The 22,521-nt window shown below is 69.8% G+C and carries 20 protein-coding genes and 1 tRNA gene; 18 read left to right on the top strand and 3 right to left on the bottom strand.

Annotation, left to right across the window (positions count from 1 at the left end; genetic code table 11):
- The 13 genes from KPL78_RS07165 to KPL78_RS07225 all read left to right on the top strand — a co-directional run bounded on the left by KPL78_RS07165 (position 1) and on the right by KPL78_RS07225 (position 10,807).
- Positions 1 to 489, top strand: a complete 489-nt coding sequence (locus KPL78_RS07165) for a hypothetical protein (RefSeq protein WP_219762217.1) — start codon at positions 1 to 3, stop codon at positions 487 to 489.
- Positions 490 to 575: 86 nt separating this feature from the next.
- A complete protein-coding gene (locus KPL78_RS07170) occupies positions 576 to 3,239 on the top strand; it encodes a lytic transglycosylase domain-containing protein (protein WP_219762218.1) in 2,664 nt (887 codons plus the stop codon).
- The gene (locus tag KPL78_RS07175; protein WP_219762219.1) at positions 3,236 to 3,436 is read left to right on the top strand and encodes a hypothetical protein; all 201 of its coding nucleotides are present in this window, start codon (positions 3,236 to 3,238) and stop codon (positions 3,434 to 3,436) included. Before KPL78_RS07170 ends, KPL78_RS07175 begins: the two co-directional genes overlap by 4 nt.
- 653 nt (positions 3,437 to 4,089) lie before the next feature.
- Positions 4,090 to 4,404: a hypothetical protein gene (locus KPL78_RS07180; protein WP_219762220.1), complete on the top strand. Its 315-nt coding sequence runs from the start codon at positions 4,090 to 4,092 to the stop codon at positions 4,402 to 4,404.
- Positions 4,401 to 4,637: a hypothetical protein gene (locus KPL78_RS07185; protein WP_219762221.1), complete on the top strand. Its 237-nt coding sequence runs from the start codon at positions 4,401 to 4,403 to the stop codon at positions 4,635 to 4,637. The genes KPL78_RS07180 and KPL78_RS07185 overlap by 4 nt, the downstream gene beginning before the upstream one ends.
- Positions 4,634 to 5,452 (top strand): bifunctional DNA primase/polymerase, encoded by an 819-nt coding sequence (locus tag KPL78_RS07190; protein ID WP_219762222.1) that lies wholly within the window; start codon positions 4,634 to 4,636, stop codon positions 5,450 to 5,452. Before KPL78_RS07185 ends, KPL78_RS07190 begins: the two co-directional genes overlap by 4 nt.
- Positions 5,436 to 6,686 carry an AAA family ATPase gene (locus KPL78_RS07195; protein ID WP_219762223.1) on the top strand — a complete coding sequence of 417 codons (1,251 nt, stop codon included), beginning with the start codon at positions 5,436 to 5,438 and terminating at the stop codon, positions 6,684 to 6,686. The genes KPL78_RS07190 and KPL78_RS07195 overlap by 17 nt, the downstream gene beginning before the upstream one ends.
- A 223-nt stretch (positions 6,687 to 6,909) precedes the next feature.
- Positions 6,910 to 7,422, top strand: coding sequence for a hypothetical protein (locus KPL78_RS07200; protein ID WP_219762224.1), 513 nt, complete (start codon positions 6,910 to 6,912; stop codon positions 7,420 to 7,422).
- A 722-nt stretch (positions 7,423 to 8,144) separates the two neighbouring features.
- Complete coding sequence (locus KPL78_RS07205; RefSeq protein WP_219762225.1) at positions 8,145 to 8,621, top strand: hypothetical protein; 477 nt, start codon at positions 8,145 to 8,147, stop codon at positions 8,619 to 8,621.
- A 526-nt stretch (positions 8,622 to 9,147) separates the two neighbouring features.
- Positions 9,148 to 9,663 (top strand): M10 family metallopeptidase C-terminal domain-containing protein, encoded by a 516-nt coding sequence (locus KPL78_RS07210; RefSeq protein ID WP_219762226.1) that lies wholly within the window; start codon positions 9,148 to 9,150, stop codon positions 9,661 to 9,663.
- A 130-nt stretch (positions 9,664 to 9,793) separates the two neighbouring features.
- Positions 9,794 to 9,955, top strand: a complete 162-nt coding sequence (locus KPL78_RS07215; RefSeq protein WP_219762227.1) for a hypothetical protein — start codon at positions 9,794 to 9,796, stop codon at positions 9,953 to 9,955.
- A 49-nt stretch (positions 9,956 to 10,004) separates the two neighbouring features.
- Positions 10,005 to 10,664: a DsbA family oxidoreductase gene (locus KPL78_RS07220; RefSeq protein ID WP_219762228.1), complete on the top strand. Its 660-nt coding sequence runs from the start codon at positions 10,005 to 10,007 to the stop codon at positions 10,662 to 10,664.
- 67 nt (positions 10,665 to 10,731) lie between these two features.
- Positions 10,732 to 10,807: transfer RNA gene (locus tag KPL78_RS07225), tRNA-Val, on the top strand.
- A 396-nt stretch (positions 10,808 to 11,203) separates the two neighbouring features.
- On the opposite strand, the gene KPL78_RS07230 is transcribed toward KPL78_RS07225, so the two are convergent.
- The 3 genes from KPL78_RS07230 to KPL78_RS07240 form a co-directional block, all read right to left on the bottom strand.
- The gene (locus KPL78_RS07230; protein ID WP_219762229.1) at positions 11,204 to 12,004 is read right to left on the bottom strand and encodes a hypothetical protein; all 801 of its coding nucleotides are present in this window, start codon (positions 12,002 to 12,004) and stop codon (positions 11,204 to 11,206) included.
- Between the two features lie 73 nt (positions 12,005 to 12,077).
- Positions 12,078 to 15,566 (bottom strand): transcription-repair coupling factor, encoded by a 3,489-nt coding sequence (gene mfd, locus KPL78_RS07235; protein ID WP_219762230.1) that lies wholly within the window; start codon positions 15,564 to 15,566, stop codon positions 12,078 to 12,080.
- Positions 15,521 to 15,820, bottom strand: a complete 300-nt coding sequence (locus tag KPL78_RS07240; RefSeq protein WP_219762231.1) for an FAD assembly factor SdhE — start codon at positions 15,818 to 15,820, stop codon at positions 15,521 to 15,523. The genes mfd and KPL78_RS07240 overlap by 46 nt, the downstream gene beginning before the upstream one ends.
- Positions 15,821 to 15,847: 27 nt before the next feature.
- On the opposite strand from KPL78_RS07240, the gene recG reads away from it, so the two are divergent.
- The 5 genes from recG (at position 15,848) to KPL78_RS07265 (ending at position 22,517) form a co-directional block, all read left to right on the top strand.
- Positions 15,848 to 17,968: an ATP-dependent DNA helicase RecG gene (gene recG / locus KPL78_RS07245; RefSeq protein WP_219762232.1), complete on the top strand. Its 2,121-nt coding sequence runs from the start codon at positions 15,848 to 15,850 to the stop codon at positions 17,966 to 17,968.
- Positions 17,969 to 18,046: 78 nt separating this feature from the next.
- A complete protein-coding gene (locus KPL78_RS07250) occupies positions 18,047 to 18,934 on the top strand; it encodes a sulfurtransferase (protein ID WP_219762233.1) in 888 nt (295 codons plus the stop codon).
- 180 nt (positions 18,935 to 19,114) lie between these two features.
- A complete protein-coding gene (locus tag KPL78_RS07255) occupies positions 19,115 to 19,849 on the top strand; it encodes an ABC transporter ATP-binding protein (protein WP_219762234.1) in 735 nt (244 codons plus the stop codon).
- Positions 19,849 to 20,577: an ABC transporter permease subunit gene (locus tag KPL78_RS07260; RefSeq protein ID WP_219762235.1), complete on the top strand. Its 729-nt coding sequence runs from the start codon at positions 19,849 to 19,851 to the stop codon at positions 20,575 to 20,577. Before KPL78_RS07255 ends, KPL78_RS07260 begins: the two co-directional genes overlap by 1 nt.
- Before the next feature lie 5 nt (positions 20,578 to 20,582).
- The gene (locus KPL78_RS07265) at positions 20,583 to 22,517 is read left to right on the top strand and encodes a GldG family protein (RefSeq protein ID WP_219762236.1); all 1,935 of its coding nucleotides are present in this window, start codon (positions 20,583 to 20,585) and stop codon (positions 22,515 to 22,517) included.
- Positions 22,518 to 22,521 lie beyond the last annotated feature (4 nt).

Consider the following 22,521-nt stretch of genomic DNA (forward strand, 5'->3'; position numbering starts at 1 on the left):
GTGGGCGTCGAGGCGGCCCTTGCCGCTGTAGCGGTATCCGCGGTCGCATCGGCCGGGACCGCCATTTACTCGGGCCAACAGCAGAAGGCGGCGGCCGAGGCCGAGGCCGCGCAGTATGCCGTGGAGGCCGATGCCGCGCGCGTCGCGGCGGAGCAGGAGATTGCGGCGAAGCGGCGGGACCTGTCGCGCACGCTCGGCGCCATCGACGCGCTGCGCCTCGGGCGGGGCCTGGAGCTCATGTCACCCAGCGGCGAAGCCATCCGCCGGGAGAACATCGACGCGGCGGAGACCGACATCACGACCATCGGGGCGAACCTCAATAGCCGATCCCGCCGGATACGGCTGGGCGCCAGCACGGCGCTGGACCGGGGCGAAGGGGCGGTGGTCGGCAGCTACGGCCAGGCGGTGGGGTCGCTCGCGAACGGCGTTAGCGGGGCATACAGTGTCATGAGCCGGGCCGGCGCCATGAGCCGGGGCGGCTTGGCATGAGCGGGCGTCGCGGAGGTCTTCCCTCCATCACTCCGACCGAACGTCGCACCGGTGCGCCGATTGTGCCAATCGAGGGCGGCGGCACGATGGCCGCGCTGTCCCGGACCTTCGATAGCCTGTCGCGCACCTTTGCCGATGTCGGCCGCACCGCTGCCGATGACGCGGCCGAGCAGCGCTTCGGCCAGGCGCGCGAAGAGGCGTTGACGGCGCCGATCCGCGACGAAGCCGGCAACTACACGGTGCCCGCGCCCGACTGGAGCACGCGGGCCGGCCGTATGTCGGCGGAGACCTTCCTCGGGCGCATCGTGGACGAGGAGCAGGTTGCCGCGCGGGAGCGGGCCGTTCGCATCCGCGCCGAAGTGAACGGCGATCCCGAGCAGTTCAACGCGCTGTGGCGCGCCGACATGGAGGGCCGCCGGGCGTCGATCCCTGCCCATGCGTGGGAGCGGGTACAGCCGGTCCTGCGCCAGGTCGGCGTGGATCATCTGAATTCGCAGCGCATGGAGGTGGTGCAGCGCGCGCAGCGGGCCGCAGAGGTCGGCTGGCGGGATGCCCTCGGGGCGCTGAACGACGACGCGCAGGGCCTCGCGCGGGCGGGCGAGATCAGCGGCTCGCGGTTCGCCGACGTTGCTCAGCGCTACGAGGCGCATCTCGATCGCGGGGTTCGGGAAGGCCAGATTTCGCCGGAGAGCCGGCAGGTCATGCTCGGCGCGTTCCGCGAGCGCACCGGCGGGCAAGCGTTGTTCCGAAGCGTGCTGGAGCGCCTCGACGCCGGCGACAACCCGGACGAGGTGACGCGGACATTCGAGCGCGAGATGGACGGCTTCCACATGCCGCCCGCGGCGCGGAACAATCTCCGCTCCATGCTGCGCACGGCGATCGGGGAGCACCACGCGCGCCAGGCCTACATGCGGTCGGAGCTTCGCGAGGAAATCGACGGTTGGCGCCGGGTCAACGCAAGCGGGCTCACGCCCTTCGATGCGGGGCGCGGTGAGGATCTGATCCGGCGGGCAGAGGCCGCGGGCGACACGGGCCTGGCATCCGCGCTGCGCCGACAGCAGCAGGCATTCGCGGAGACGGCCAGCGTCGCCACTGTGTCGCTGCCCGATGTCGTGCGCCGCCAGAACGAAGCGCTCACCGCCCTTCAGCAGGCGCCCGATGACGCGGCCCGGCAGCAGGCTTTCGAGCGTCTGACCACGCTCCGGCAGGTGGAACGCGTCCGCCGCGAGCAGATGGAAGCGGATCCGCTCGGGACCGCCATGCGGGTGCACCGCGGCAAGCCCGGCGTGGGCGAGCTTCAGGCCCTTGAGTATGGGAACGTTGAACGGCTCGGCCAGCAACTCGCCGAGCGCCGGCGGCAGGCCGGCATGCTCGCATCCGTCGAAGGCCTTTCGGCGACCAGCATGCCGGTCATCACGGCGGCCGAGGCAGAGGTCTTCCGGCGGGTCATCACCGACACCAGCGGCGACCGTGGCGAGGCGGCACAGCGTCACCTCGCGTTGCTGCGGGCCATGGCGCCGATGGGCGCGGATCGGATGATGGCGACGCTGGAAGCCATCATGCCGGGGCGGCAGACGGATGCCAGCCCCAGGGTGCAGGCCTTCGTCGCCGCGGGCAGCCTGGCGCTGCGGGACCGCTGGGACGTGGCCGCACGCATCCTCGACGGCACCGAGCGCATGCGCGCCATGGGCCAGTCCATTCCCGCGCTGTCTGGGCCCGACGCCGCCCGGCGGATCGAGCAGCAGACGGGCGTTGCCTACCAGTTCATCGCACCCGCCGCGGTGACAGCGATGCAGTCCGCGGTCCGCGCGGTCTATGTCAGCCTCGCCGCCCGGGGCGACATCGTGCCGGGGCAACGGCTCTCGGAAGCGGTGGACCCGCCCGCGCTGACCGGCCGCCTCGATACGGCGCTGCTGAGCCGCGCGATTCAGGAGGTGATGCCGACTGTCACCTTCAACGGCAGGGCCACCGCCGCACCGCGCGGGATGTCGCAGGTGCAATTCGACGAGGAGATGTCGCGCCTCACCTGGGGCGCACTCAATGGCGCTCGTGCGCGCAGCGGGCAGCCGGTCCAGCCGTGGATGGTGCGCCAGTTCGGCGACCTGGTTGCCGTGAGCCAGGACCGATATCTGCTCTACATCAACGGCTTCCATGTGCTCGGGCCGGACGGCGGGCCATTCTATCTCGACATGTCCCGCAGCTGGCGGCGCGATGGGCCAGGCTTCGGCCCGACCGCCATCAATCCCGCCGCGCTGTCCGCTCCGGTTGCGCAGGCGATCGCCACGGCGGCGGACCGCAACGGCGTGCCGGTGGAACTCGCCCAGCGCGTGGCGATGCAGGAAAGCGGCGGGCAGCATCGCCGCGCCGATGGCACGCTGACGCGCTCGCCGGTCGGCGCGACAGGGCTCATGCAGCTGATGCCGGACACGGCCCGCGGGCTCGGGGTGAATGTCGAGGACGAGGGACAAAACATCGAGGGCGGGGTCCGCTACCTCGGGCAGATGATGCAGCGGTTCGGCGATCCGGTGCTTGCCACCGCCGCCTACAACTGGGGGCCCGAACGCGTGGAGCGGTGGCGCGCCAGGGGCATGCCGTTCGAGCAGCTTCCCGCGGAGACGCGGACCTATCTCGAACGCATCTGGGGCCGACCGGTCGTGGAGCTGTTCCCGCCGCGCCTCCCGCGCCGGCAGATGTCGCCGGCGGGTGCGGTCCAGCGCATTCCTGGCTGGGACGATGAGGCGGCGCCATGACGCCCTTCGCCGGCTTCCTCCTCGGCGTGTCGGGGATGTGGATCCTCGACGGCGCCGCGTGCCACCTGCTGCCCGGGCTCCTGCGCGAAGCCTACCAGGGCCGCGCGGCGCAGACCCCGGACCAGATGCGCCGACGCGGATCATGGCTGATCGCCGGCGGCGTCGCCGGCATGCTGGTCGCGGTGGTGATCCTGTGAGCGCGAGCGTGGTCCCGCCCTTTCCTGCCCAGCGGTGGCCAACGCGGCACAATACCTTTCAGCGCATTCGCTCGTCCGAGGCGCAGCGCCAGCGGCATGGCACCGCGCCCGCGCCGGTGGCGCTGGTGAACATGCTGCCGATCGCGCCTATGCGGTTCGCCTCCTGCCAATGGATTTGCACTGCCGAACATCCCTGGCCCCGCTGCGGCGCTCCCACTCAAGGGGGCTGCGCGTGGTGCGCCGAGCATCGCGCGATCGTCTTCGAGCCCCGCGAGGTGAAGCGGATGGGCTGAACGATTGCGCCCGCCCCAGGCGGAACCAGGGCGGGCGCGGAAGTCAGGGGATCAACTATGGAGGTGCCGGAGGTGGGCCGGCGCGCCGCAGCGTCCATAACGCTGATGCGCAGCGCAAGCCCGATCCGCACCCCGATCGAAGGGGGTCAGGATGGCCGGAGACGGCAGCGGGGCGGGTAAGCCCAACAACATGATCGAGGTCTGCTGGCTGTTTCCGGCGACCAGCTCACGAGGCACGGAATACCTGCGCGGGCGGTGGGGTGGCCTGCGCGTGATGGTGTTGCCGAAGAGGGGCACCGACACGGGCGAGCACACGCACACCCTTTGCATTGCTGCGGCACCGCCGCGGGATGGCGGCCGATGAGCGCCGAGCTTTCCATCCCGCACGACACCGCGGTTCGCGTTCTCGTCCCGAACGAGAACATGGATCTGAAGATGTCGTTCCTAGTGCTTCTGGCCGTGCCGCCTCGGCCGGCGAGCCTGGAGACGATGGTCGCCCCGGACGTGATGAAGGCGATCGTCACGCACGACGCCGGCGATGCCTGGCCGGATGCGTGGGGCTGCGCGCTAACGACCGAGGTTCTTCGCCGTGGTGGTGCCGCCGCGCTTGGTTTCGCGACCTTGGCCGATGCACTGGCCTGTCGGCGGCGCCTCGAAGCGGTGCGCGAGCCATGACCCCGCCCCTGATCCTCCAGCGTGGCGCCGAGCACCTGATCGCCCTGGGGCCCCGCGGCCTGGCGGAGTTCCTGCACGAGCTCGGCGAGGCAACCAGGACCGAGGCGGCGATCGCCGAACACCTCGCCCGTTGGCGGCGGCTCGACCCCGCCATGCTGCATTCGGTGCTGTCGCTGCACACCGCAGGCCGGCAGTTCCCGCCCGCGCTCATCCCCGTGGAGCGCGCCGCGTGAGGCTGCATCCCGACATCGAGCGCGTGGCGCTGCTCGGCTGGCGCTGCGTTCCCGCGACCGCGACGAAGAAAGGCATGTTCAGCGGCTACATCGACGCCGCGACGGCCGACCTCGACACGCTTGAACGCTGGGCCGGCGAGTATCCAGGCTGCGGCTGGAAGGTGATACCGGGCGGCTCCAACGTCTGGTTCCTCGACGTGGACCAGCCCGGCCCGGATCACGCCGCCGATGGTGTCGCAGCGTTGCGAACACTGTGCGACCAGCACGGCCCGCTCCCTGCCCGGCCGCATGGGCGCTCGCCATCCGGCGGGCATCTGCTGGTCTTCCGCGACACGGGCGCGCCCATCGCCCCCGGCTCGGCGCGTCTGGCGCCAGGGCTCGACGTGCTTGCCGGCCGCTGCTGCCCAATGATCCCGCCATCGCGGCGGAAGGGCGGCTCCTATCGGTGGAGCGTCGCACCCTGGGACGTTGTGCCTCCGCCGGCGCCGGCCTGGCTGCTGGCGGCTGTGGCGCCGCGGCCCGTCTCTCGCCCTCCGCCACGACCTGCGCAGGACGGCGTGGGCCTGGAGCAGCGGATTGCCGGCCTGATCCGCACCGCCGCCAGCGCAGCCCCCGGCGAGCGCAACCGCTGCCTCTACTGGACGGCCTGCCGGCTTGGCGAAGCCGTGGCGGAGGGGCTGCTCACCGAACGCACCGCCGTAGCACTCGCGCAGGAAGCCGGCCTCGCCGCCGGCCTGCTGCCGCGAGAGGTGGCGCTCACCGTCGCATCCGCGATGCGCACCACCATGGAGGCGCCGCGTGTCGGAGGCCGTTGACCTGACGCCCGATGAGGCCTCGGCCTTCGTGAAGCTGATCGCGGCCCGCACTGGGCCCAAGTCCGATGAAGCGCCGGCCGAGAAGCAGGCAACGCCGCTGGACCTGGCGCCGCTGCTTCTCGATGACGAGGCGGCGATCCCGCCGCGGCGCTATGTGGGCGGTGTCGGCGCCTTCCCGCGCCCGCGCGTCGTCGCGCTGTCCGGCCCGCCCGGCGTCAGCAAGACGACAATCGCCTTGGGGGCCGCTGTCGCCCTGGCCGCGGGTGTCCCCTATGGCGGCCTCGTGGACCCCGAGGCACCGTGCCGCGTGCTGTTCGGCGGCGTGGAGGACGAGCTTGCCGAGCTCCGCCGGCGCGGCCACGCGATCGCGGCCCGCATCACCGATCGCCCCGACCTCCGCGCCCTGGTCAATTCCAACCTGGCTCTGATGGACCTATCCGCCTGCGTGCCCCTGTTTCAGGTGGCGCCCGATGGGAGGCTGATCGAGACCAATGGCGCTGCACGCCTGCGCGCCACGATCGCTGCCTTCCGGCCCGACCTCGTCGTGCTGGATCCCCTGATCGAGCTGCACACCGCGGAAGAAGCCTCGAACACCCTCATGCGCCCGGTCCTGCGCGCGCTGCGGAACCTGGGCACCGAATACGACTGCTGCATCCTGCTGCTGCATCACGAGACCAAGGCCGGCGAGGGAACGCCGCTCCAGCGCCTCCGCGGTGCCGGTGCCATCGGTGGCGCCATCCGCGCCCATTGGTCCATGCGCGCCATGACTGCCGAGGAAGCCAAGCAGTTCGGCGTCAGCGAGGACATGGCCGACCTCTACGTGAAGGTCGAAACCGGCAAGTCGCAGTATTCCCGCAAGCGCCCGCCGGCTTGGTTCGTCGCCGAGGAGCGCGAACTCGCCAACGGCGACCCGGCCCACATGCTCATGCCCTGGAGCCCGCCCACCACCACCATCACGCCCGAGATGATGACCGCCGCCCTGCGCGCCCTGCGCCAAGGCCTGCACGGCGAGCCCTGCTCGACCAGCCCGCGCGCCGATGCCTCCGCCCGGACGGCCCTGGAACAGGCTGGCATCCCCGGCAGCGCCTGCGCCAATGTGCTGAAAGGCCTGATCGCAACCGGCGAAGTCTCCCTCCGCGAATGGCGCGACCCCATCGCCCGCAAGCCTCGAAAGCGCCTATGGACCGCCGGGAACCCCTTCCCCGGATGGCAGGACGACACCCCGCGCCATTAAATCCAATGGCGCACTTTCAATGGCGCAACGGCGCGTCAGGGGGTGCGCCGCGCCATTGGGGCGCCTTAAGGAAAATCCTTAATGGCGCACCCCCCATTGGCGACAGCGGCACCCCGGGGCCAATGGCGCACGCACGCCACCCTTGCAGACGCTACGTCCCTACTGGAGCCTCCCCACCATGCCCAGGAAGCCGCGCTCCGACGTAGCCACCTCCGATCCCGCCATGCGCACGCTCACCGAGCGTCAGCAACGCCTGGTGGACATCGCCCTCGCCGCCGGTTCCGAGGGTCGCCACCTCACCCGCCAGCAGCTCGGAGAGGCCGCAGGCTTCGGGAAAGGCGAAGTCGCCCGCGTGACTGCCACCCGCACTCTTGGCCTGCCCCACGTTCGGGCAGCCCTGATGGAGGGCATTCGGGAGACAGCGCAGGGGGACGTGGCCGACTCCTACGCGACGTTACGGTTCGTGGCTCGGAAGGCGCGATCGACGCGGGATCGGGTCATGGCGGCGCGCGAGGTGCTGATCCTGGCCGGCGTGTCGGGCGAGCCTGCCTACACGGGGCCCGCGGTGAAGATCGAGATCATCCTGAAAGATCCCGTGGCCAGGGCGATGCTGGATGGGACGCTCGCCTGGCGTGATCAGCAGCTAGAGCGACAGAAGCAGGGCCTTTCGCTCGAACCGCACCCGGGGCAGCGACTTCCGGCTCCAGCCGTCCAGATGCAGGAAAACGACCAGTGACCACCTACACCAACAGCGCCGAGACGTTCGGCTGAAAGCGATAGGCGGACATACTATCCGCCCGTGATGACGGTCCTACCCCGGTTGCAGACAGATCATCACGCCTAACCCACAATGTGCCCCCAACTGCCAAGCCGAGTGTCCGGCGGCACTGCCTGGCCCGCCGGTGGAACGCGCACCCCACCCCTGGGTCGTTTCCGCGGCTCCATGGCGAGGGGGCCTTCAAAAATCGCGGCCGCACCCCTGTAGGCGGGGTCCACGCATAACTCGCCCCGGAAAAGTCGCGGGGGTGGGTGGCGGGCTGGAGGGGGGGCCTCGAAATTTTCCGGGCGTCGGAAGTCGCGGGGAAGGCCCCCAGTGCCCAACGCCGACCGCCGCGGCGGTCGGCGTTGGGCCAACGTCCGAAACGGCTGGGGGTTAGACGTGAGGTAGCGCGTCGCTGGATGGCCCGGCAAGCAGGCGGAGAGGCGCCCTGCTAGACCGGGAGGGGTAAACCCTCGGCGGGCCTAGCATCGGCGCCCTCCGATCTCGGGGCGACCGGGGGCGCAGGACGGTCGGAACGTAGCTGATCACGGGCATGCCTGGGAATCTTGTGCATGGGGGGCTCGCTGTGTCGCAAGCAGTTGCAGGTAGTCCGCCTGGTCGTCATGTAACTATCTCTCGTGCGCAACTTTGAATCGAGATCCCTGAGCCCCCCGGCTATCGTGCGGCAGGAGGGCGTGATGAGGACATTCGCGCTGCCGTTGATGGCTGCGGCGTTGCTCGGCGGCTGCGTCAGCCACCAGCCTCCTCCGCCCGTTCCGGTGGCGGCGCCGGCGCCCGGGCCCATCACCTTCGAGCAATGGCGTCGGGAGCGCATCGCCAGTCTGGCCGCGATGGATCCGACTGACGTTCGCCTCGCGCCTGGCATTCGCGAGGTGGCCACGCGAGCCATACAGGACCGCTACCAGCAGCCCCGCACGCCCGCTGAACGCCAGCGCGCGATGCAGGTCGAGACCGCAATCGTGCAACAGGACGTTGTCCGTGCCGGGGGCCGGGGCGGCCCTGCCCGAACGTCGGGCCCCGCGACCGAGAGCCAGCCGCGGGTGCCGAGCTACCAGGGCAATTGCACTCCAACGACGCCGTGCGTCGGGCCCCGGGGAGGGCTCTACTACATCACGGCGTCGGGCAACCGGGTGTATCTGAGCCGGCGGAGGTAGAGCGGAGCGATCGGCGGCGTATCCTGGGCCAGGAGCAGCCCTGAGCCACCCGCCGGCTGATTGGGGCCGGGCTGACGGCGGAGGCGAAAGAATGAGCCTCCGGATGGGTTCAGTATGAACCGGCATCGGCTTGGAACTGGCAACGCCTACTGAGCATGCGGGTCCGCCAGTCGCACTGCGCGGGGCCCACGAATGCGCTCCCTCCACCTGCCTCACCGCCGCCGGCCAGGATTACTCGGCCCGTGCCTCGACCGGCCGCAGCTCGGTCACCTCGGCCGGCTTCTTCGCCAGGAAGGCGGCCCATGCCTCCATGAGGACGCAGCGGCATGTGGCTCAAATTGTGGGTCGGCGTCCATTCGGCACCTCTAGATCAGGAATTCCCTCACAGTCCGACAGACACCCCATCCGCCAGTTTTCCCCGCCAGAGCGTTGATTTATCAAAAAATATCTGGGTGCTGGGTTTTCTAATCCTCATCTGTACCCCCAAGGATTCGCCGGCACCGGCGACGCCCAGGGGGATGTCTATGTGCAGATCGAGGGCCTGCGCGGCTCCGCCATGAACGATGAGTTGCGGGGGAACGCCCTCGCCAACATCCTGATCGGCGGTGATGGCGACGATGCGCTCTACGGCAATGGCGGCGCCGACACGCTGGCCGGCGGCGACGGCAATGACACCCTCTACGGCAATGGTGAGGCCGATACGTTGTCCGGCGAGGATGGGGCCGATCGCTTCCGCTTCCTCACCGCCAATGAAAGCCCGGCCGGCGCGCGTGACGTCATCACCGATTTCACGAGCGGCATGGACAGGATCGACGTCGCCCAGATCGACGCCAGCACCACGACGGCGGGCAACCAGGCTTTCCTCTGGGCGGGGACGGGCAGCTTTATCGGCGGTGGCGTCGCCTCGGCCCGCTACGCCACCGTGGTCAAGGGCAGCGTCGATGTGACCTTCGACATCAACGGCGACAACACCGTCGATATCGCCATTCGCCTGCTGGGCGTTGGCAGCCTCTCCGAAGGCGATTTCCTGCTCTGCTGGTAGTCGGGGGGCTGTGGCGGCACCTGCCGCAGCCCCTTGGCAGTCCGCGCCAATCGCGCAGAATGCGCTGCTCAAGAACATTGGGGGCAGCGTCGATGCACCACAGGATCGTCACGGCAATGCATGCTCCGGCATGACTGATGGTCCCTTGCCGCTGCTGTCGGCCGTTCAGCTTCTCCTCATGCTCGTCCCGGCGGTGGCGGCCGTCTTCGCCGCGATGTTGGCGCTGCATGGCGCGGGTGGCGGCCGTTCGCGTCCCACCTCCGCGCCGCACCATGCCGGTGCGGCGCCGTGACCCGCCCGTGCCGATACCGCCACAGCCTGAAACGCGGTAGATTCATCTTGTGAACCTTCTCGTCCCGCCCCGTGCCCGCCTACAGATCGAGGTCGTCTTCGATCTGGTCTGCCCCTGGTGCTATCTCGGCACACGCCGCCTGCGCCGGGCCTTGCGCGCGCGCCCTGACATCCTGGTCGACATCCTCTGGCGGCCTTTCCTGCTGAACCCCGACATTCCCTCGGCCGGCCTGCCCCGCCAGGAATTCATGACGCGCAAATTCGGCGGCGAGGAACGCGCGCGACGCCTGCATGCGACCATCGCCGATCTCGGCCGCGCCGAGGGGGTGCCCTTCCGCTTCGATCGCATCCGCCGCATGCCTTCGAGCCTGGATGCCCATCGCCTGGTGCGTTTCGCCGCGCGCGAGGGCTTGGGCGACGCGATGGTGGACACGCTGTTCCACGGCCATTTCGTCGAAGGCGCGGATCTCGGGCACATGGATACGCTGATCCAGCTCGCGACGCGGACCGGACTTGATGGTCCGGCGGTGCACCGATTCCTCGAATCGACGTTGGATGCCGATGCGGTGCATGCGGAGAACCTTCGCGCCCATCGCCTTGGCATCAATGGCGTTCCCTGCTTCGTGCTGGAAGGCCGCCACGCCATCGCCGGGGCCCAGGAACCCGAGGTTCTGGAGCGTCTTCTCGACGTCGCCCTGGTCGAAGCGTGAGGATTTCACCGCAGGGTCTTGCGCCCGCCGCGCGCCGCGGTTAGAGAGGCGACCCCGCCGGAACGGGGGGCGCATAGCTCAGTGGTATGAGCGCCTGCTTGACACGCAGGAGGTCCGTGGTTCGATCCCACGTGCGCCCACCATTTTCGGATCACGGCGGATCCACGATCATGAGTGTTTGTTTATCCCTTGGACGACGGGCGCAACGCATCCGCGCGGCTTGCCTTCACGCCATGCGCTGCTGCATTGGGATCGCTGTCGGTCTGGGCGCGGTCGCGCTCTGCGCTCCTGGCCCGATGCAGGGCATCGGGCCGCTATCCTCTCATCGGTAGAAGGCGCCTGGCTTTTTCGGTCAGTAGTTGATCGCCCGGGCCCAGGATCGCGGCGCCGCCGCGATCCGCGAACGCGCGACCGCGCCCAGACCAACCGCAGCGCACGGCGCTGCAGCCCGTGGCGCGAAGGCAGGGCGGCCGAATGGCCGCCGCCCATCGTCTGAGGGATCAGGCAAATGCCAGCTCTGATCGGCCGCTACGCGGCGATCAGAAGCGATAGCGGAAGCCCACCACGAAGCTGTTCGCGCCTTCCCATACGCCATTGTAGAGGCCGAACATGCCGCTGCGGTGCATATAGCGGAAAGCGACCTCGTACTGCGGATAGTCCGGCAGGGCGAAGGTGATCTCGGGCGAGAAGAAGTTCAGCCAGGCCGACTGGTTCTGTTCCGGATAGGCGTCCGTGCCGCGTTCGACCTGCGGCAGCCGCGTCACGAAGTCCGGGCCCATCGACAGACCGAGCGTAGTGTAGACGTAGTTGCTCCAGGGGAAGCCATCGTAGCGTAGATACACCGCGCCCCAGAACTCGCCGCCCTCGGTATCGCCGAATCGGTAGGCGCTACCGGCTTCCAGATCGACCGTGAAGAAGCGCCAGAAGCGCCCGAGCCGGTACTGCACCGCGCCGCTCAGCAGCGTGTCGTCGCCCCAGGACCCCGACCACGGCGCGACCATCAGGTCGCGCAGCTTGCCGTCGGCCACCGAGGACCCGACGAACAGCGTTGCCGACCAGGGCCGGGAATCGGCGATCGCGCGGGCGCGGTCCGCGGGCGACAGGTGGGACAGATCGACCGGCATGCGGGCCGGGGCCGCGGGCGGTGTGACCGCTGCGGGAACCGGCGCCGGCTCGGACATCGGCGCGGCCGGCGCTGCCGCAGCCGGTGCCGGGCTGGCCGGCAGCGCCTGCTGGCGCGGCGTGGTGATGCGGTCGGGCGGCGGCCCCCCGGCAACCAGCAGAAGCGATGCGGCGGCCAGGGTCACCAGGCGCGTTGGCCGGGGAAACGCAACGATCATGCAGGCAATACCTCGGTCGGGATTCGTATCGGATTAGGGCCGCTTCGGTCTGCTGGCAATCGGGGATGCCGCATCATGCGGCGCGTGCACGGCGCACCAGCCGCGCCAGCGCTGCGAGCAAGTCCCGCGCCGCCTTCACCCGCAGCGGCAGGTCCATCTCCCGCAACAGGGCCAGCTTATGGTCCGGGCGCAGCTTCACCTCACCCTTGCGGGCCGTGACCCAGCCGATCAGCCCGGCAGGATCGGCGAAGCGGTTGCCGCGGAAGGACAGCACAATGCCCTTCGGCCCGGCATCGAGCTTCTCCACCCCCGCATCCCGGCACAGCCGCTTGATGGCGACGACCTGGAGCAGATTCTCGACCTCGGGCGGCAGCGGCCCGAATCGGTCCACCAGTTCGGCGGCCATGGCGTCGTTCTCGCCATCGGTCGCGAGGCCGCCGATACGGCGATAGAGGCCGAGACGCACCGGCAGGTCGGTGACATAGGTCTCGGGGATCAGCACCGGCAGGCCGAGATTGATCTGCGGCGTCCAGTCGCGCTCGGAGTCTTCCTCACCCCTGCCCTGCCCCGCCTTGATGTCGGCGACCGCTTCCTCGAGCATCTGCTGATAGAGCTCGATGCCGACCTCGCGGATCTGCCCCGACTGCTCCTCGCCGAGCAGGTTGCCCGCGCCGCGGATGTCGAGGTCGTGCGACGCCAGCGTGAAGCCCGCGCCGAGATTGTCGAGCGTCTGCATCACTTCCAGGCGCTTCTCCGCCGCCGCGGACAGCCGATGCGATTGCGGCCAGGTCAGGTACGCGTAGCCGCGCAGCTTGCCACGCCCGACGCGCCCACGGAGCTGATAGAGCTGCGCCAGGCCGAACATGTCCGCCCGGTGGATCAGCAGTGTGTTCACCGCCGGCATGTCGAGGCCGGATTCGACGATGTTCGTGGACAGCAGGATGTCGTGCTTGCCGTCGCCGAACTCGGTCATGACGCGTTCGAGCTCGGTCGGCGACAGGCGTCCATGCGCCTGCACGATGCGCGCCTCGGGCACGATCTCGGCCAGGCGTTCGGCGACCTTCGCCATGTCCTCGATGCGCGGCACGACGCAGAAGACCTGGCCGCCGCGGAAGCGCTCGCGCTGGATGGCCTCGCGGATCACCACGCCGTCCCAGGGCATGATGAAGGTGCGCACCGCGAGCCGATCGACCGGCGGGGTCGCGATCACGCTCATCTCCCGCACGCCGGTCAGCGCCAGTTGCAGCGTGCGCGGGATCGGCGTCGCGGTCAGCGTCAGCACATGCACGTCCGCCTTGAGCGACTTCAGCGCTTCCTTGTGCTTCACGCCGAAATGCTGCTCCTCGTCCACGATCACCAGGCCGAGATCGGCGAACCCCACCCCCTTCGCCAGCAGCGCATGGGTGCCGACGACGATATTGATGTCGCCGGATTTCAGCCCCTCCCTCACTGCCGCGGCATCCTTAGCCGTGACCATGCGGGAGAGCTGGGCAACCTTGACCGGAAAGCCCTCGAAGCGCGTGGTGAAGATGCGCGCCTGCTGCCGGGCGAGCAGCGTCGTCGGCACCACCACCGCAACCTGGGCGCCCGACATCGCGACGACGAAGGCCGCGCGCAGCGCGACCTCGGTCTTGCCGAAGCCGACATCGCCGCAGATCAGGCGGTCCATCGGCCGGCCGGCGGACAGGTCTTCCATCACATCGGCGATGGCGCGCGCCTGGTCCTCGGTCTCGGCAAAGGGGAAGCGGGCGCAGAATTCGTCCCACACGCCTTCGGGCGGTGTCGCCAGCACGCCGTCCTTCATGCGGCGCAGCGCGGCGGTGCGGATCAGCGCATCGGCCATGTCGCGCACCCGCGCCTTGGCCTTCGCCTTGCGGTTCTGCCACGCCACGCCGCCGAGCTTGTCGAGCGCCACGCCCGCCGTCTCGGTGCCGAAGCGCGACAGGATCTCGATATTCTCGACCGGCACGAACAGCCGGTCGCCGCCGTCATAGGTCAGGCGCAAACAGTCATGCGGCGCGCCGGACACCTCGATGGTGGTCAGACCTTCGTAACGCCCGATGCCATGGTCCTGATGCACGACGAGGTCGCCTTCGGCGATCTCGGTGGCATCCGCGATGAACTGGTCGGCGCGACGGCGGCGGCGCGGCGGGCGGGCGATGCGCTCGCCGAGGATATCTTGCTCGGCAGTGACGCAGATGCCCTCCGCGACGAAGCCGCGCTCCAGCCCCATCACCACCAGGCCGACCACGCCGTCGGGCAGCGCGCGGGCGGCCTTCCAATCCTCGGCCGGGGCTGCGGCGATCGCGTTCTCCCGTAGCAGGTTGGCCAGCCGTTCGCGCGACCCCTTGCTCCACGCCGCGAGCAGCGGCCGCCGCTTCGCCTTCATCTGCCCTGCCGCCATGGCGCCATAGGCGGTGAAGACGTTCTCGCCCGCCGTGCGCGCCTCGGTCAGCAGCGGCCCCGGACGCCCGCCGGCTTCGACGCCCTCGGCGCCATCCGCGATCGAGAAAGGCGTGAATTGCAGCAGCGGGCCGTTCGCCAGCATCGCGCGCCAGCCGGCGCGATCGAGATGCAGGGTCTCCGGCGGCGCGGGGCGATAGGGTACCTCGCCGTCCGCGACGCGCACCGGCACGCGGCGGGCCTCGTAATGGTCGGCCACCATCTCGAAGCGGGCCGTCGCGACATCCTCGGCCTGGTGATCGAGGCTGACGGACGCGCCGGGCAGATAGTCGAGCAGCGTCGCCATGTATTCGTGGAACAGCCCGGCCCAGTGCTCCATGCCGGGGTGCTTCCGCCCCGCGCTGACCGAGACATAGAGCGGGTCTTCCGTCGCAGCCGCACCGAACAGGTCGCGATAGGCGGTGCGGAAGCGCGCGCGGGACTCCTCGTCGAGGAAGAGCTCGCCGACCGGCCGCAGCCACAGTTCGGGCACCACCTTGCCGCTACGCTGCGACGCCGTATCGAAGCGGCGCATGTCCTCGATCTCGTCGCCGAACAGGTCGAGGCGCACCGGATCCGGCTCGCCCGCCGGATAGAGATCGACGATGCCGCCGCGCACCGCGTATTCGCCATGTTCCATCACCGTGCCGGTGCGGTGATAGCCATTGGCTTCCAGGAAGGCGGTCAGTGCCTCGGGCTGGACGCGCCCGCCTTTTTCCAGATGCAGCGTCGCGCCCGCGAAGGTCGCCGGCGGCGGCACCTTCTGCGCGAGCGCATTCACCGTGGTCAGCAGGATGCGCGGCCGCTTCGGCGCTTCCAGCAGCCGCGTCAGGGTCGCGACGCGCTCGGCGACGATCTCCGGATTGGGCGAGACGCGATCGTAGGGCAGGCAGTCCCAGGCCGGGAAGCGCAGCAGCTCGACTTCGGGGGCGAAGAAGCCGATCGCCTCGGCCATGCGGGCCATGCGGGCATCGTCGCGGCAGACATGGACCACCGGTGCGTCGGTCTCCGCCCGGCGGCGGCACAGCAGCAGGGCGTCGAAGCCCTCCGGCGCGCCATGGACGGTCAGCACGCTCACCGTTCCGCCCCCGGCGGGACGCCGTAGCCGGGCTGGCTGCATTCCTCGGCCATGCGGCGCATCAACGGGGTATCGGCCTCGGGCGGAATGGGCCGGCGGCCGGACAGCCAATCGGCCAAGTCGACGTCCCAGTGGTCGAGCAGCGCTTCGATCTCATCCATCTCGGCATCGGAGAAACCGGCGACATGGCGTGTGACGAAGCCGCCGATCATCAGATCGGCTTCCTTGGTGCCGCGGTGCATCGCCCGGAAGATCAGGCGGCGGCGGCGCGGGTCGAGTTCCTGGGGTTCGGCCATGGTGTAAGCCCTGCCATATAGAGGCCGATGGGAATCGTGTCAGCCCGAGAGGATACGTCTGCTTCGCATGGCGGCGACGCACTGTCGCCGCTGCTGGCCCCGATCGCGGGCCTGAAGGGCGTGAAGGAGAACGAGGCGCGGCTGATCTCCAAGGCCGCGGGCGGTACGCGCGTGCTCGACCTGCTGCTGCACCTTCCGGAACGCTACCTGCATCGCCGCCGCATCGACCGTCCCTCCCAGGCCCTGCCCGACTCCGAGGTGCTGATCGAGGCGGTCGTCGCCAGCCACAAGGCCGCGCGCTCCGCCCAGGGCCGCCCCTATGTCCGCGTCCGCGCTGAGGCCGGGGGGGAGCCCCTCACCGCCTTCCTCATGAATTGGCAGAAGCCCTGGGCGGAAAAGACCCTTCCGGTCGGCGCCTCCCGTTTCCTCGCCGGCCCCCTGAAGGAGGAAGGCGAAGATTGGGTGATGGTGAATCCCCAGATCGCCACCCGCTCTGACACCATTCCCCTCATCCAGCCCGTCTGGCCGCTGACCGGCGCGCTGACCCTGCCCCAGGTGACGCGGGCGATGACGGCGGCCCTCGCCGTTCTGCCCGACCTTCCCGAATGGCAGGACGCCCCGCTGCTGCGACGCGAATCCTGGCCCGGCTTCGCCGCCGCCCTGCGCGCGATCCAGGCGCCCGACTCCGAGCCCGGCGAAGCCCCGCACCGCCGCCTCGCCTATGATGAGTTGCTCTCGGGCCAGATCGCCCTCGGCCTGGTGCGCCGCCGGTCGCGCGAACGTCCCGGCCGGTCCCTGACCGGCGACGGCCGGCTCCGTGCCAAGGCGCTCGCCGCCTTCGGCTTTCCGCCGACCGAGGCCCAGCGCCAGGCCGTCGCAGAGATCGACGCCGACCTCGCCGCCCCGCGCCGCATGCTGCGCCTGCTCCAGGGCGATGTCGGCGCCGGCAAGACGCTCGTCGCGGTCATGGCCATGCTCCGCGCCGCCGAGTCCGGCGCCCAGGCCGCCCTGATGGCGCCCACGGAACTCCTGGCCCGCCAGCACCTCCGCACCTTCCAGAAGCTGTGCGAGGCTGCCGGCGTTCCGGTCGCCCTGCTGACCGGCACTGTGAAGGGCAAGGAGCGCAAGCGGGTCCTCGCCGGCCTCGCCGACGGGTCGATCCCGCTCGTTCTCGGCACCCATGCCCTGTTCCAGGAAGGTGTCGTCTTCCGCGACCTCGGCCTTGCCGTGGTGGACGAACAGCATCGCTTCGGCGTCGCCCAGCGCCTGATGCTGGCCGAGAAGGGCGAGGCCGTGGACATGCTGGTCATGACCGCGACCCCGATCCCACGCACCCTGCTGCTGACCCAATGGGGCGAGATGGCGGTCAGTCGCCTTGCGGGCAAACCGCCCGGCCGTCAGCCCGTCACCACCCGCGTCGTCAGCCAGGACCGCCTGCCCGAGATCGTCGCGCGCCTCGGTGAGGCCATCGGGCGCGAGGAACGTGCCTATTGGGTGGTGCGCGCCATTACGGGGTCGGAGCACGACGATTCCGTCGCCGCCGAGGACCGCTTCGCCGAATTGTCCGCCCATTTCCCCGGTCAGGTCGGCCTCGCCCACGGGTTGCAGGACATTGCGGTGCGCGAGGCCGCGCTGGCCGCCTTCGCCGCCGGGGAGACGAAGATCCTCGTCGCCACCACGGTCATCGAGGTCGGCGTCGATGTGCCCGAAGCCACCATCATGCTGATCGAGCAGGCGGAGCGCTTCGGCCTCGCTGCCCTGCACCAGCTTCGCGGCCGGGTCGGGCGAGGGACGAAGCCGTCCTCCTGCCTGCTCGTCCATTCGGCCGGGCTGACCTATTGGGAACGCCAGCGCCTGATGGTCCTGCGCGATTCCGACGATGGCTTCGTCATCGCCGAGGAAGACCTGCGCGCCCGCGGCGGCGGCGATGCCCTCGGCGCCCGGCAGGCCGGCATGCCCGGGGCGCGGCTGCTCGATCCGCGCGAAGACCAGGAGGAATACCGCCGCCTGGTCGAGATCGCCCATCGCGACGCGGAATTGCTGCTCCAGAAGGACGCTGCCCTCGATTCCCCACGCGGACGTGCCACGCGCCTGCTGCTGGCGATCTTCGGCCACGACATCTCGATGGCGCCGCTCGACGCGGGCTGATGGGCCTCGGCCCGCCAACAGGACCGGGCGGCGGGATTCGGCTAGGCTCGGGCGCAAGACCGAACGGAGGACCGCCCAATGCCTGCCCGCTACATGCATCCGGAGGCCATCGCGGACACGTCATGGCTCGCGGATCACCTGCAGGATCCCGCGCTGCGCGTCTTCGACTGCACGACCTACCTGCTCTACGAGACCGGCACCGGCCGCCCCTACAGCATCGGCAGCGGAAGGCCGGACTACGAGGCCGCGCATATCCCCGGCGCAGCCTTCCTCGACCTCCAGGGCGAACTGTCGGACCGGTCGAGCCCCTTCAACTTCACCATGCCTGCCCCGGATGATCTTGCGGCGCGTCTTGCCGCCAAAGGCATCGGGGACGGTCATCGCGTCGTCCTCTACTCCCGGAAGACCATGCAATGGGCGACGCGGGTCTGGTGGATGCTGCGCGCCATCGGCTTCGATGATGCCGCCGTGCTCGATGGCGGCTTCGACAGGTGGCAGGCCGAGGGACGTCCGACCGAAAGCGGCACGCGCGACTATCCGCCGGCCCGGCTGACCGCGCGGCCACGCCCAGGCCTCTTCGTCGGCAAGGAGGATGTCCGCGCCGCGATTGGCGATACCGGCACCTGCACCATCAATGCCCTCGCGCCCGACCTGCACAGCGGCGCGAACCCGCGCTACGGCCGCCCCGGCCGCATCCCGGGCAGCGTCAACGTGCCGGTCGCCTCGGTGATCGACCCCGCCGCCATGACCTTCCGCCCGGCCGAGGAGGTCGCCGCCACCTTCGCCGCCGTTGGCGCGGACCGCGCGAAGCGGATCGTCCTCTATTGCGGCGGAGGCATCGCCGCGACGCTCGATGCCTTCCTGCTCCACCAGCTCGGTCATTCCGACATCGCAGTATACGATGCCTCCATGAACGAATGGGCGAAGGACGCCTCCCTGCCGATGGAGCGCGACGAGCCATCCTAGGCTCGCTTCGCCGGAATTCCGGCAGGGCGAGCGGCCCGGCAGACCGCGGAACACCCCGGCCGCTTGGCCGGGAGGGACGGCCGGAGCCTTTCGGGCCCTTGACCCAGGGGGTTGCATCCCGCCCCGCCCCGCGCCAAACCGCCAACCCCGCCCCGAACGACGCAGAGCAGGAGACCGGCTTTGGCCGCCTTGATCGAGATCGAGCGTCTGACCAAGCGCTTCGGCGCCTTCACCGCGGTGGACGACGTGTCCTTCACCGTCGCCCGTGGGGAGGTCGTCGGCTTCCTCGGCCCCAACGGCGCCGGCAAGTCGACCACCATGAAGATGCTCTCCGGCTTCGTGACGCCGACCGCCGGCACCGCCCGCATCTGCGGCAAGGACGTGGTGGACGACCCGGTCGCGGCCAAGCGCAGCCTCGGCTACCTGCCCGAGGGCGCGCCAACCTATCCCGAGATGACGGTCACCGGCTTCCTCGACTTCGTCGCTCGCATCCGCGGCTATCGCGGCATCGAGCGGAAGGAGCGCGTCGAGGACGCGATCGACCTCACTCAGCTTGAAGGCGTGCGCCTCCAGCCCATCGAGACCCTGTCCAAGGGCTTCAAGCGCCGCGTCGGCCTGGCCCAGGCGCTGCTGCACGATCCGCCCGTGCTGGTTCTGGACGAACCGACCGATGGCCTCGACCCCAACCAGAAGCATGAGGTCCGGCAACTGATCCGCCGCATGGCGCCCGAGAAGGCGATCCTGATCTCGACCCACATCCTCGAGGAAGTCGAGGCGGTCTGCACGCGGGCCATCATCATCGCCGGCGGCAAGGTACTGGCGGATGACAAGCCAAGCGCCCTGACCCCCACCGACAAGACGCTGGAGGAGGTCTTCCGCGAACTGACCGTCCCCGCCCAGCCGGAGGCCGCGTGATGGCCGCCTTCACCGTCGCCCGCCGCGAACTCGCGGGCTATTTCGCCACCCCGGTCGCCTATGTCTTCATCGTGATCTTCCTGATGATGGCGGGCGCGCTGACCTTCACCCTCGGCGGCTTCTTCGCCCGCGGGCAGGCGGATCTCGGGCCGTTCTTCACCTTCGTGCCCTGGCTGTTCCTGTTCCTGGTCCCGGCGCTGACCATGCGCCTCTGGGCCGAGGAACGCCGGCTCGGCACCATCGAGCTGCTGCTGACCCTGCCCCTGCCGCAATGGCAGGCGGTGCTCGGCAAGTTCCTCGCCGCCTGGGCCTTCTGCGCCATCGCGCTGGTGCTGACCTTTCCGCTGGTGCTGACGGTGAACTACCTCGGCAATCCGGATAACGGGGTGATCGCGGCGGGATATCTCGGCTGCCTGCTGGTCGCGGGCGCGTTCCTCGCCATCGGCGCCTCGATGTCGGCCATGACCAAGAACCAGGTCATCGCCTTCGTCCTCGCCGTCGCGGTCTGCTTCGTCTTCGCCGTCGCGGGCAGCCCGATCATCACGGAATTCCTCTCCCAGCGCCTGCCCGTGCTGGCCGAGGTCGCCCGCGCCGTCTCCATCACCGAGCGCTTCAACAGCCTCACCCGCGGGGTGATCGCGCTGCGTGACGTGGTGTTCTTCGCCTCCTTCATGGGCTTCTTCCTCTTCCTGAACGCCGTGGTCATCGACCACCGCAAGGCGGATTGATCGCGATGAGCGAGACCTCCCCCAAGCCCCGTCCCGGCAGCCGCCGGATCTGGTCCTCGGCCCTCGGCCTGATCGCGGCGGCTGCGCTCGCGGTCGGCGTGAACATGCTGGCGGACCGGCTGGCGCCGCGCGCGCGCGTCGACCTGACGCAGCAGCATCTCTACACGCTGTCGGACGGCACGGTGCAGACGCTGCGCAACCTGCACGACCCGATCACGCTGCGCCTGTTTTACTCGCGCCGGCTCGGCGCCGCGGTGCCGTCCTACGGTTCCTATGCCGAGCGCGTGCGCGCCATGCTCGACGAATATGTCGCGCTATCCGGCGGGAAGATCCGCCTCGAAGTGCTCGACCCCGAGCCCTTTTCCGAGACTGAGGACCGCGCCCTCGCCTATGGCCTCCAGGGCGTGCCGGTCGACCAGTCGGGCGAGCAGATCTATTTCGGCCTCGCCGGCACCAACCTGCTCGACGACGAACGCTCCATCCCGTTCTTCCAGCCGGATCGCGAGCGTTTCCTCGAATTCGACCTCACCCGCCTGGTCTATGAACTGTCGAGCCCGCGCCGCCCGGTGGTGGGGGTGATGTCCACCCTGCCGGTGAACGGCGACCCGCGCATGATGATGATGATGCGCGGCGGCCCGGCGCCGCAGCCCTTCGCGGTGATGCAGACGCTGCGCCAGTTCTTCTCCGTGCAGGACGTCCCGCTCGACACCCAGCGCATCCCGGATGAGGTCCAGGTGCTGATGGTGGTGCATCCGCAGAACCTGTCGGATGCCACGCAATACGCCATCGACCAGTTCGTCATGCGCGGCGGCAAGCTGATCGCCTTCGTCGATCCCTACTCCGAGGGCCAGGCGTCCCGCCCCGGCCCCGGCGGCCGTCCGCCGGCGAATACGGCGTCCCAGCTCAACCGCCTGCTGAACGCCTGGGGCATCGATGCGCCGTCGGAAGCCGTGGTGCTCGACCTGCGCGGCGCTTGGCGCGTGCGGGCCAATCCGAATGACCGCGTGCAGGCGGTGGACTACCTCGCCTGGTTCAACATGCAGGGCGACTCCCTCAACGACGCGGAGGTCGCGACCGCCCAGCTCAACCAGGTGACCGTCGCCGCGGCTGGCTATCTGCGCCGGCGCGATGGCGCGACCATCGACTTCACCCCGCTGCTGCAAAGCAGCGAGCGCAGCATGCTGGCGAATGTCGAGCGCGTCCGCGACAACCCCGATCCCGCCCGCATCCTCGCCGAGTTCCGCCCGGAGAACCTGCACCGCACCATCGCGGCGCGCGTGCGCGGCGAAGTGCCCTCCGCCTTCCCCGACGGTCCTCCGCCGCCGCCCGAGGGCACCGAACGCCCGGCCGATTTCCCGGCCCATCTCGCGCGCAGCAACGGCCCGGCGAATTTCGTCGTCATCGCCGATGCCGACATCCTGGAGGACCGCTTCTGGGTCCGCGTGCAGGACTTCTTCGGCCAGCAGGTCGCAACGCCCTTCAGTGACAACGGCAATCTGGTCGCCAACCTGGTCGACATGTTCGCCGGTGGCGATGCGCTGATCTCGCTGCGCTCGCGCGGTGACTCGATCCGTCCCTTCGTGGTGGTGGACGACATCCGCCGCGATGCCGATGCGCGCTTCCGTCAGACCGAGCGCGATCTCACCGAGCGCCTCCAGCAGACCGAACGTCGTCTGCGGGAACTGCGTCAGGGCCAGGGCGGCCAAGCCGGGGCCGTGATTACCCCGGAACAGCGCACCGAGATCGACGCGGCCCGCGCGCAGATCCTCCAGACCCGACAGCAGCTCCGCGCCGTGCAGCTCGATATGCGGCGCGACATCGAAGGCGTCGAGACCTGGCTCAGGATCATCAACATCGCCGCGGTGCCGGTGCTGCTGGCGGCCTTCGCGATCGGCCTCGGCATCATGCGCGCGCGCCGGCGCAGCGCGGCGCGATCGTAAGGGG

This window comes from Roseomonas alba, from assembly GCF_019430885.1.
GTDB lineage: Bacteria > Pseudomonadota > Alphaproteobacteria > Acetobacterales > Acetobacteraceae > Neoroseomonas > Neoroseomonas alba.

Coding starts and splice junctions, on each gene's coding strand:
- KPL78_RS07170 (WP_219762218.1), top strand. CDS start 576: ATGGCCGCGCTGTCCCGGACCTTCGATAGCCTGTCGCGCACCTTTGCC.
- KPL78_RS07175 (WP_219762219.1), top strand. CDS start 3,236: ATGACGCCCTTCGCCGGCTTCCTCCTCGGCGTGTCGGGGATGTGGATC.
- KPL78_RS07180 (WP_219762220.1), top strand. CDS start 4,090: ATGAGCGCCGAGCTTTCCATCCCGCACGACACCGCGGTTCGCGTTCTC.
- KPL78_RS07185 (WP_219762221.1), top strand. CDS start 4,401: ATGACCCCGCCCCTGATCCTCCAGCGTGGCGCCGAGCACCTGATCGCC.
- KPL78_RS07200 (WP_219762224.1), top strand. CDS start 6,910: ATGCGCACGCTCACCGAGCGTCAGCAACGCCTGGTGGACATCGCCCTC.
- KPL78_RS07205 (WP_219762225.1), top strand. CDS start 8,145: ATGAGGACATTCGCGCTGCCGTTGATGGCTGCGGCGTTGCTCGGCGGC.
- KPL78_RS07215 (WP_219762227.1), top strand. CDS start 9,794: ATGACTGATGGTCCCTTGCCGCTGCTGTCGGCCGTTCAGCTTCTCCTC.
- KPL78_RS07230 (WP_219762229.1), bottom strand. CDS start 12,004: ATGATCGTTGCGTTTCCCCGGCCAACGCGCCTGGTGACCCTGGCCGCC.
- mfd (WP_219762230.1), bottom strand. CDS start 15,566: ATGCAGCCAGCCCGGCTACGGCGTCCCGCCGGGGGCGGAACGGTGAGC.
- KPL78_RS07240 (WP_219762231.1), bottom strand. CDS start 15,820: ATGGCCGAACCCCAGGAACTCGACCCGCGCCGCCGCCGCCTGATCTTC.
- recG (WP_219762232.1), top strand. CDS start 15,848: ATGGGAATCGTGTCAGCCCGAGAGGATACGTCTGCTTCGCATGGCGGC.
- KPL78_RS07250 (WP_219762233.1), top strand. CDS start 18,047: ATGCCTGCCCGCTACATGCATCCGGAGGCCATCGCGGACACGTCATGG.
- KPL78_RS07260 (WP_219762235.1), top strand. CDS start 19,849: ATGGCCGCCTTCACCGTCGCCCGCCGCGAACTCGCGGGCTATTTCGCC.
- KPL78_RS07265 (WP_219762236.1), top strand. CDS start 20,583: ATGAGCGAGACCTCCCCCAAGCCCCGTCCCGGCAGCCGCCGGATCTGG.